The 9,810-nt window shown below is 68.9% G+C and carries 8 protein-coding genes and 2 pseudogenes; 5 read left to right on the top strand and 5 right to left on the bottom strand.

Annotation, left to right across the window (positions count from 1 at the left end; genetic code table 11):
* Together ELR45_RS30800 and ELR45_RS30795 are read right to left on the bottom strand one after the other, a co-directional pair.
* On the bottom strand, positions 1-948 hold a 948-nt coding region (locus tag ELR45_RS30800), incomplete at its 3' end, for an ABC transporter permease (RefSeq protein WP_165368247.1).
* Between the two features lie 23 nt (positions 949-971).
* Positions 972-1,775, bottom strand: coding sequence for an ABC transporter ATP-binding protein (locus tag ELR45_RS30795; protein WP_129669702.1), 804 nt, complete (start codon positions 1,773-1,775; stop codon positions 972-974).
* A gap of 257 nt (positions 1,776-2,032) precedes the next feature.
* Here ELR45_RS30795 and ELR45_RS30790 point away from each other — a divergent pair, with 257 nt between their 5' ends.
* Positions 2,033-3,292 carry a sensor histidine kinase gene (locus ELR45_RS30790; RefSeq protein ID WP_205857596.1) on the top strand — a complete coding sequence of 420 codons (1,260 nt, stop codon included), beginning with the start codon at positions 2,033-2,035 and terminating at the stop codon, positions 3,290-3,292.
* A complete protein-coding gene (locus tag ELR45_RS30785; RefSeq protein ID WP_240760269.1) occupies positions 3,289-4,035 on the top strand; it encodes a response regulator in 747 nt (248 codons plus the stop codon). Before ELR45_RS30790 ends, ELR45_RS30785 begins: the two co-directional genes overlap by 4 nt.
* A 43-nt stretch (positions 4,036-4,078) precedes the next feature.
* Here ELR45_RS30785 and ELR45_RS30780 read toward each other — a convergent pair whose 3' ends face one another.
* From ELR45_RS30780 to ELR45_RS30770, 3 genes are all read right to left on the bottom strand, one after another.
* Positions 4,079-4,840, bottom strand: coding sequence for an ABC transporter permease (locus tag ELR45_RS30780; protein WP_129669700.1), 762 nt, complete (start codon positions 4,838-4,840; stop codon positions 4,079-4,081).
* Between the two features lie 63 nt (positions 4,841-4,903).
* On the bottom strand, positions 4,904-5,857 hold the full coding sequence (locus tag ELR45_RS30775; protein ID WP_129669699.1) for an ATP-binding cassette domain-containing protein: 954 nt from the start codon (positions 5,855-5,857) through the stop codon (positions 4,904-4,906).
* A gap of 59 nt (positions 5,858-5,916) precedes the next feature.
* Entirely contained in the window at positions 5,917-6,537 is a 621-nt protein-coding gene (locus ELR45_RS30770) for an NADPH-dependent FMN reductase (protein ID WP_129669698.1), read from the bottom strand.
* Between the two features lie 11 nt (positions 6,538-6,548).
* Between ELR45_RS30770 and ELR45_RS43100 the strand changes: the two are divergent.
* The 3 genes and pseudogenes from ELR45_RS43100 to ELR45_RS41765 form a co-directional block, all read left to right on the top strand.
* Positions 6,549-7,169: pseudogene (locus ELR45_RS43100) on the top strand (AAA family ATPase); the annotation flags it as partial.
* A 1,023-nt stretch (positions 7,170-8,192) separates the two neighbouring features.
* Positions 8,193-8,729 (top strand): annotated as a pseudogene (locus tag ELR45_RS43095) (ATPase); the annotation flags it as partial.
* A 131-nt stretch (positions 8,730-8,860) separates the two neighbouring features.
* On the top strand, positions 8,861-9,810 hold a 950-nt coding region (locus ELR45_RS41765), incomplete at its 3' end, for an MFS transporter (protein ID WP_240760268.1).

Here is a 9,810-nt window from a genome sequence, read left to right as displayed (position 1 = left end):
CCCGACCAGTGACGCCACCGCACCGGTCATGGTGGCTTCCGCCAGCACACCGCGCCGCACCTGTCGGCGTGTCGCACCCACGCAGCGCAGCAGCGCCAGCTGACGGGTGCGCTGCGCCACCAGGACGGCGAACGTGTTCGAGATGACCATGCCCGCAGCGAACAGCGCAACCGCACCGAAACCGGCGAGTATCGCGCTCAGCAGATATGTGCCGGCGGTGAACTTGGCCGTCACCTCCGCCGCGTACTCGTCCGCTGTGAGCACCGACGTGCCTGTCTGTTCCAGCAGCGGCCGCACGCCGTCCCGCACCTGCTCCGGCGACGTTCCCGGCTCGGCCGCGACCAGCAACTGCTGGTATGCCGGATCGGCGTCCTCGGCCAGGCCCCACCATTCCTGCACATCCGCGCGGGCCCCCAGCACGCCCGGGATGTCCGAGTCGAATGCGGCGCCGGGATCCGCGAATATGCCGGACACCGTGACCGTCCCGGTCTCTTGGGACCATGTCTCATCCGTCGTCCACGCCTCGTACCCGATCTCGGTGTGTGAGCCGACGTCCAGGTCAAGACGCTCGGCCACCGGCTCGGCCACCACCACCTCGCCGGGGCCGTCCGGGTAGCCTCCGTGTAACAGCTCCATCCGCAGCTCAGGGGTCTCCGGAACGGGCGAGGCGGACTGATAGTCCGTATGCCCGCTGCTGCGCAGCGTCACCGCGGCCATCAGCCGGCCGTCCGCTCCCGCCACCCCAGGGACCTCTCGCACCTGCTCGAGAGCCTCGGGCGAGATGTCCCAGCCGCTGACGACGACGTCCGCGCCGGCATACCCGGTCAGCACCGCGTTGTGCACAGTCCGTTCGATCATGCCGGCGCTCAGTAGCGTGGCGGTCACGAACGCGGTGGCGATCACGATCGCGACACCGGCTGCCACCAGGCGGCCGGCGTACGCCCGCATCTGTCTGAGAGTCGCCCGCAGCATTACAGCTCCGCCCCGTCGTCGCTGTGACCTCTGAGCTGGTCGAGAGCCGCCACCACCCGCTCCGCGGTCGGGTCGGCGAGGTCGCCGGCCAGCCGGCCGTCAGCGAGCAAGACGACCCGTTCCGCATACGAGGCGGCGACCGGGTCGTGAGTGACCATCACGATGGTCTGGTTCAGCTCGCGGGCGCTGCGCCGCAGAAAGTCCAGCACCTGCGCGCCCGCACGGGAGTCCAGGTTCCCGGTGGGTTCGTCGGCGAAGACCACATCCGGCCGGGTGATGAGGGCACGGGCGATCGCCACTCGCTGCTGCTGACCGCCCGACATCTCCGCAGGGCGGTGGGCCAGCCGGTCGTCGATGCCGAGAGTGCCGGTCAGTTCGTCCAGCCATCGCCGGTCGACCCGCTGCCCGGCCAGCTCGAGCGGTAGCTCGATGTTCTGCCGCGCGGTCAGCATGGGGAGCAGGTTGAAGGACTGGAAGACGAACCCGACCCTCTCCCGTCGCATCAGCGTGAGGGCATGGTCACTGAGACCGGTCAGCTCGGTGGCGCCGAGCCAGACCCGGCCGGAGGTGATGGTGTCCAAACCTGCCAGGCAGTGCATGAGGGTGGACTTGCCGGAGCCGGACGGGCCCATGATGGCGCTGAACACGCCGGCTCCGAAGGCGACATCGACCTCGTGCAGCGCGCGGACCGCGGTGTCACCGTCGCCGTAGACCTTCGTCAACCCCGCGGCGGTGACGGCGTGCTGCCGGCCGCGCACGGCTTCGTCGCGTACGGCGGAGCCGGACGTCGCCGATATGGACATTGATCCTCCATTGCTCGTCATACCGGCGCGCCGGGATCGGCGCACCGGACATGTGATGTCAGTTGACGACGCTAGGGCGCAGCGGCACTGGGAAGCGTCGACGCTCAGGGTGGTCTGTCCGTCCGCCTGCGGGCGTACGCGGCCGTCGCCGGATCAGCCTCCAAGCTGACGCAGAGTCGCTCTGCGCGGCAGAAGCTTGGTTGCCATGACGGCGGATGCCAGACGACGTCACGTCCCGCGGCGTAAGGTCGGACGCTGTGCGGCGACGTGACCGGATCTACCTGTGGCTGCGGGACCACCCGCTGGTCGTCGACTCGTTGTTCGCGCTGTTCCTGTTCTTCGTGGTCGGCCTGGCCGGTTGGCCGGTCTTCGCCGACCCGTACGCCGGGCCGGACAGCCCGGATGCGCTGTGGGCGGTGTCCCGTGGACTGAACAATCTGCTTACCACCGTCGGCACCCCTCTCATCGCGGCCGGCCTCACGTTGCCGCTTGCGCTGCGCAGGGTCCGGCCAGTCTGGAGCGGCGGGCTGGTCGCGGCCACCTCGATCGTGCAGGTAATCCTGGGCGCCCCGCTCCTGGGAGGGCAGGTCGGCGTGCTGGTGGCGTTGCACGGGCTGGCCGCGTACGCGCCGCGCTGGGCGAGCCGCGGCGGGCTGGCACTCGGGCTCGCCGGCGCGCTGATGGCCGGCGCCCGCTACTTCGTCTATGTCGACGACATCGCCATGGTGACGGTCGGCATCACCGCGCTGGTGCTGGCCGCGTGGGCGCTAGGCGACCTGCAGCGCGTCCGCCGCCAGCAGCTCGAGGCCCTGCGGGAACGCGCACGCAGGCTCGAGGTGGAACGCGAGCAGGAGGCCCGGTTGGCCGCAGCCGACGAGCGGGCGCGGATCGCCAGGGAGATGCACGACGTGGTCGCGCATTCTCTCTCCATCGTGATCGCGCAGGCGGACGGCGGCAGGTATGCGGGCGACGATGACTCCAAGGCCGCCGTACGGGCCTGCGAGACGATCTCCCAAACCGGCCGCGCCGCGCTGACTGACATGCGGCGCCTGCTGGGTGTGCTACGTACCGACGACGACGCATCCCGGGCACCGACGCCCGGTCTCGCGGATCTCGACGAACTGATCGCCAGCGTCCAGGACAGCGGCCTCCACGTCGGGCTCACCACAACCGGCCCGCCGCGTGTGCTGTCATCAGGCGTCCAGCTCGCCGCCTACCGGATCGTGCAGGAGGCACTGACCAACGTGCTGAAGCATGCCGGTCCGGACGCCGGCGCAGACGTGCGCCTGGAATGGACTCCGGCCGGGTTGATGATCGCGGTGACCGACGACGGGCGCGGAGCCGCGGCGGACAGCGCGCTCCGTGACGAGGCCGCCGGCTCCGGCCACGGGATACCCGGCATGACCGAGCGTGCCACCCTGTACGGCGGGCGGCTGCAAGCTGGTCCGGTCCCCGGCGGCGGATTCGCGGTCCGTGCCCACCTTCCCTACCCGAGTGGAGAGAGAATGCGACAGTGACAGGAACGACGCCGACGCCGCCCGATACCGGCTACGTAGGAAACCCGGCCGGAGACGAGGACACCGGCCGGGCGGTCCGCGTCGTCCTCGTCGACGATCAACAGCTCGTACGGGCCGGGCTCGGCATGGTGATCAACTCCCAGCCCGACCTGGAGCTCGTCGCGGAGGCGGACAACGGTTCCGAGGCGCTCCAGAAGCTGAGCGTCACGGGCTGCGACGTGGTTCTCATGGACGTGCGGATGCCTCGCCTGGACGGCATCGAGACGACGCGCCACCTGCTGGGCGACCCACGTTATGCCCCGGCTCCCAAGGTCATCGTGCTCACCACCTTCGACCTGGACGAGTACGCGCTGGCCGCGATCAAGGCCGGCGCAAGCGGCTTCCTGCTCAAGGACGCACCCCCGGAGGAGCTGCTCGCCGCGGTCCGCACCGTCTACCGGGGCGACGCCGTCATCGCACCGAGCACCACCCGGCGACTGCTCGACCATGTCGCTCCGATGCTCCGCGAGGAGGCGCCGGAGGCCGGTACCCAGGCGCTGGAGTCGCTGACCGAACGTGAGCGCGAGGTCCTCGTCCAGATGGCGCACGGCCTGTCCAACAGCGAGATCGCCGCCCGATTCGTGGTCTCCGAGGCGACGGTCAAGACGCACGTCGGGCGGGTCCTCGCCAAGCTCGGCTCGCGAGACCGGGTCCAGGCCGTCGTCGTCGCCTACCAGACCGGGCTGGTGAAGCCGAACGGGTAGGACCCGGGCACCTGGTACCCACCGGGTCCTACCCGTTCTCGTCTCACAGACGGATCCGGTTCATGGCCCGGGTGCCGATCAGGACGCCGGCCGCGGCGACGGCGAGAGCGACGACGAACCCGAGCACGATGGAGGAGTCCGCGAAGTCGCCGACGAAGAGCGTCCGCTGCGCCTCCACGACGTGCGCCAGCGGGTTGATCCGGGAGACGGCGAACAGCCAGTCCGGAGCCAGGTCCATCGGCAGCAACGCACCCGAGGTGACGATGATCGGTGTGTAGAAGATCGCGATGACGCCCCAGAACGCGTACGCATTCTGCAGTGTGAGCCCGGTGACCAGGGATGCGATGCCGAGTGCAGCGGCGAGCACACCCAGCTGGAGGATCGCGACGAGGATCCCGTCCGGGTGCACCCGCAGTCCGAACGGCACCGTCACGGCCACGACCACCACGCTCTGCACCGCGACTATGACCACCACGCGGAGCACTCGTCCGAGTAGCAGCGATACTCGGTTCACCGGGGTGACCAGCATCCGCTCCAGCGAGCCGGCCTGTCGCTCCTCCTGGATCCCGGAGCCGATGAAGGCGCTGGTGGTGAACGCCATCAGAACCAGCATGCCGGGCACGAACCACTGGATGGTGTCCGTGGCCGGCAGCCCGGGCATGTCACCGAGCCCCGCGACGAGCGGTGCGAAGAGGATGAGCAGCAGTAGTGGATCCGCGAGGGCCTCTACGTACGGCCAAGGGGTACGGATCTTGGCTCGGAGCTCGCGGTCGAACACCGAGCCGGTCGAGGTGATCAAGTTCATCTCAGTAGTCCTTTGTGTAGTCGGTGGTCTGAATGCGGGTTCTGGGCTGCTGAAGGAGCGTCGTCAGTCCTCGTCGCGCAGGCTGCGTCCGGTCAGGTTCAGGAACACGTCGTCCAGCGTCGGCCGTTGAACGTGGGCGCCACGCATCACCAGCCCGGCAGCGTCCAGCGCGCGGATCAGCTCCGGCATCGCGGTGTCGCCGTGCTCGACCCGGAAGGCCACCCTGTCCGACCCGGGCTCGATCTCGTGCGCGGTGGGAATCCGGCCCGCAACCTCAGCGGCCGTGGGCAGATCCTCGGGGCCCTGCAGCGTGACCGTGATGAGGTCGCCGGACACCTTGGACTTGAGCTGGTCGGGCGTGCCGTCGGCGATGATCCGGCCGTCATCGATGACGACCACGCGCTGCGCGACGGCGTCCGCCTCGTCGAGATAGTGGGTAGTCAGGAAGATCGTGACATCCTCCTGCCGGTGCAGCCGCCTGATGTGCTCCAGCAGGTTGGCCCGGCTCTGCGGGTCCAGGCCGGACGACGGCTCATCCAGGAAGATCAGCTGTGGCCGATGAATCAGGCCCATCGCGACGTCCAGCCGTCGGCGCTGGCCACCGGAGAGCCGGGCGACGTCGCGATCCGCCTGCTCGGACAGGTCGAGCTGGTCCAGCAGCTCCCTCGCGCGAACCCGCGCGGTGCCGCGGTCGAGACCGTAGAACCGGCCCTGGATCTGGAGCTCCTCCTGTACTCGCAGGCCGTCGAAGGACCCGTTGCCTTGGCCGATATGACCGATCCGGCGGCGCACCTCAACCGGCTCGTTCCTGATGTCGAAGCCGGCCACAGTGGCCGTTCCGTCGCTGGGCGGCAACAACGTGGTCAGCATCCGCAGCGTTGTGCTCTTGCCGGCGCCATTCGGACCGAGGAACGCCACCACCTCTCCGGGCGCGACATCGACGTCGACGCCGCGCACCGCGTGGACGGTCTCGTTCTTCAACTCGAACCGTCGGACCAGGTTCTGTGCGTGGATCATGTTCTTTCTCCTGTCATGCTGGTTGTTGGTCGATATCCGGTGGATGCGTTTCCGCGGGGTCAGACGGCATACGCACCGGCCCGCCGTGCCGCACGCAGGGCGTATGCCCACCAGGTGAGCTGGGCGAGCATGCGCTGAACCGCTGTCTCGGCCGCTTCGGCGTCCCGTGGACGGCCGTCGGCGATGCTCCCGTCGAACAGGTCGAAGCTGACTACATCGGGGACGGCGACCATGTGCAGAGACGTGAAGACCTGGCGGAGTTGTTCGACGGCCCGCAGACCACGCCCGCTCATCCCGTACGACACGAAGCCGACCGGCTTGGCGAACCACTCGTCGCAGCCGTAGTCGATCGCCTGCTTCAGCGAAGCCGGGTACCCGTGGTTGTACTCCGGCGTCACCACGACGAACGCGTCCGCGCGGTCCACTCTCGACGCGAACTCCTTCATGGCGGCGTTCGGCCGGCGCGGATAGCGGTCCGGAAACGCGAAGCCGGCGAGATCGACGACGTCGACGTCGAGCCGGTCGTCCCGCTCGGCGTGGCCGGCGAACCACCGGGCGATGCCGTCCCCGGCCCGGCCTTCCCTGGTGCTGCCGACGATCACCGCCGTGCGCAACGAGGGCTCATCGGTCCGGGCCGCTGTAAGGTGGGCAAGGGTTTCACCGCTGACGATCGTGTCCATGAGTACCTCCGGTGACGTGTCTCATCCGGAAGGCGCTAGTCCTTGTCTCGCGGCCGCGAGATCCGATCCAGCGGAGGATCCAGGAAGAGCGAAGGCGGACTTTGTCAGGGGATACGAACGTGACACCTGCGCTCATCGGGCGCGAGCACCCGGCCCAGCTGATCCAGGCCGAGGTCGAACGGACACTCACCAGCCATGGCGGCTTGGTACTCGTCGCGGGTGAGGCCGGCGTCGGGAAGACCACCCTGGTCACGCAGTCGTTGCGGGCTGCCGGCCGGGAAGGCGCCCTGGTGGCGAGCGGCGCATGCTGGGATCGCGAGGGTGCACCCGGCTACTGGCCATGGGTGCAGGCGATCCGCAGCCTGGAGCGGCAGCTCGACGTGGACGAGTGGGCCGGAGCCTCGGAGGCGGCCGGAGACGGCCTCACGTTCCTGGTGGGCGACATCTCCGAACCGCCCCCGATGGGCGACCTGGAGGACGCGGCGTTCCGGCTGTGCGACGCGGTGACGACGTTGCTGTCCACGATCGCGCGCCGGCATCCCGTGATCGTCGCCATCGAGGACCTGCACTGGGCAGACGCCTCGTCGCTTCAGATGCTGGACTTCGTGGTGCGACACACGTGGTTCGAACGCATCCTCGTGGTCGGGACATACCGCGACGTCGAGGTGGAGACACCGAACCATCCACTGCGCGAGCTATTGCGTCCGCTGGAGATGAAGGCGACAACGGTGACCCTGACCGGCCTGGACGAATCCGGCGTCGAGGCGCTGATCACACAGGTGAACGGCGAGAAGCCAGAAGCGGACCTGGTGGCGGACGTCCACCGCCGCACCGGCGGCAACCCGCTCTTCATCGAACAGATGGCCCGGCTCTGGCTGGTCGGCGGAACCATCGACGCCGCCCCGCCCGGAATCCGCGACGCAGTCGAGCGGCATCTGTCCTACCTGCCGAAACCGATCCTGAACATGCTGACCGACGCCGCCGTCATCGGTCCGGAGTTCCACCGGCAGGTGCTCGCGTCCGTATCGGGTATGCCAGCGGCGGAGGCCCGTCAGGTTCTCCAGCAGGCCGCACTGACCCGCTTAGTGATCCCGCTGGACGCGGGGCGATTCAGATTCGCCCACGATCTGGTCCGGGAGATCCTCTACGACTCACTCGACACCGACGGACGACGACGCGGACACGCCGCCGTCGTCCGTGCCATGGAGGAACAGGACGGCGAGGATGTTCCGCCGGCCCACCTTGCTCACCATGCGTACCTTGCCGTGCCCGACGTGCCGGAGCGCGAGGCGATGCGCTACCTGCTCGCGGCCGGTAGGGAAGCCGCCTGCCGGCTCGCCTCCGAAGAGGCCGCCACGCACTACCGTCGCGCCCTTGAAATCGTCCCGGACGACGCGCCGCGCCGCCGTGCATCCATCATCCTCGCGCTCGCCGACCAGCACCGGCGCACTGGAGACGATGTCGCTGCGAGACGCCTGCTGGACGAAGTCGTCGCACTCGCCGGGGAGCTGGGCGACGTCGACCTCGCTCAGCGCGCAAACGCCACGCTCGGTGAGGTGAGCGGATCGCCGGAGGCACCGGCCGACAACACCGCCTCCGTGCAGGTGTCGCCGGACCTCAGCGATCACGGACCGGCCGCCGGCTCCGGCAACGTCTTCCGGTTCGACGGCTCAGTGTGGACGCTGACCTTCGCCGGTCGGACCGCGCTCATGCCCGACGCGAAGGGCCTGCATGACATCCACACGCTGCTCGGGCACCCGGGCGCGGACGTCCCCTCCACAGAACTGCTCACCACCGGCGGCAACGAGCAGGCACACGCCGCTCGCCGGCTCGGTGGGGACGCCGTTCTCGACGACACCGCCAAGGAGCAGTACCGCCGGCGGCTGACCCAGCTGGACGACGAGATCGAGCGAGCGCTCGCCCGGCAGGACGACTCGCGCGCGGCGGAGCTGGACCGGGAGCGCGATGCGCTGCTCGAGGAACTGAGAAACGCGGCCGGGCTCGGCGGGCGTTCCCGCCGGCTGGGCGACGAGGCCGAGCGGTCCCGGAAGACGGTGACCGCCCGGATCCGGGATACCCTGCGGCGCCTCGACGGACGCCACCCCGAGCTCGCCGAGCATCTCCGAACATCGGTGGCCACAGGGATCACCTGCAGGTACCGGCCGGTCGAGGAGACCCACTGGGCGCTGTGACTTACGGTCGACGGCCCGGCCACCGTGTGACGCTCGTCGCACGAGATTGACCTCAACTTTGGTTGAGCTCCTACTGTCCTTCTCAGGTTGCCACGCTGACGACCGCCCCACCCACAGAGAGAGGACTTGAGATGACCACGACCGCCCCACCGCGCGCCGGGGCACGAGAGTGGATCGGTCTGGCCGTCCTGGCCCTGCCCGCCATGCTCGTCGTCATGGACCTCACGGTGCTGCACCTCGCCGTGCCGCACCTGAGCGCGGATCTGCAACCGAGCAGCACCCAGCTGCTCTGGATCACCGACATCTACGGCTTCCTGATCGCCGGCTTCCTGATCACCATGGGCAGCCTCGGCGACCGGATCGGACGACGACGGCTGCTGTTCATCGGCTCCGCGGCCTTCGGCGTCGCATCCGTGTTGGCGGCGTACTCAACCAGCCCCGAGATGCTCATCGCTACGCGGGCTCTGCTGGGTGTGGCCGGAGCGACCTTGATGCCGTCCACATTGTCGTTGATTCGCAACATGTTCCTCGATACACAGCAGCGCACCACCGCCATCTCGCTGTGGGCCATGAGCTTCATGGTCGGCGGATCGATCGGTCCCCTGATCGGTGGCGCACTACTGGACAACTACTGGTGGGGATCGGTCTTCCTGGTGGGCGTGCCGGTCATGGCGCTGCTGCTCGTCGTCGGGCCGTTCCTGCTGCCCGAGTACCGCAGCGCAGACACCGGCCGGCTTGACCTGGTCAGCGCGCTGCTCCTGCTGGCGACTGCGCTTCCGGTCATCTACGGGATCAAGGAGCTGGCCAAGGATGGCTGGGCCGGGCTGCCGGTCGTCGCCATCATCGTCGGCCTCGCCGTCGGCTTCGTGTTCTTCCGTCGCCAGCAGCGGCTGGATGACCCGCTGATCGACGTCGAACTGTTCCGCAACCCCGCGTTCAGCGTCTCACTCGGCGCCATGACCGGCACTGTCTTCGTGATGATGGGGCTCAACCTCTTCGTCATGCAGTACCTGCAGCTGGTCCACGGGCTCTCGCCGTGGCGGGCCGGCTTGTGGGTGCTGCCGTCGACGGCCGCGGGCAT

It is taken from the genome of Phytoactinopolyspora endophytica (assembly GCF_004138495.1).
GTDB lineage: Bacteria > Actinomycetota > Actinomycetes > Jiangellales > Jiangellaceae > Phytoactinopolyspora > Phytoactinopolyspora endophytica.
This window is presented reverse-complemented; position numbering and strand designations above follow the sequence as displayed.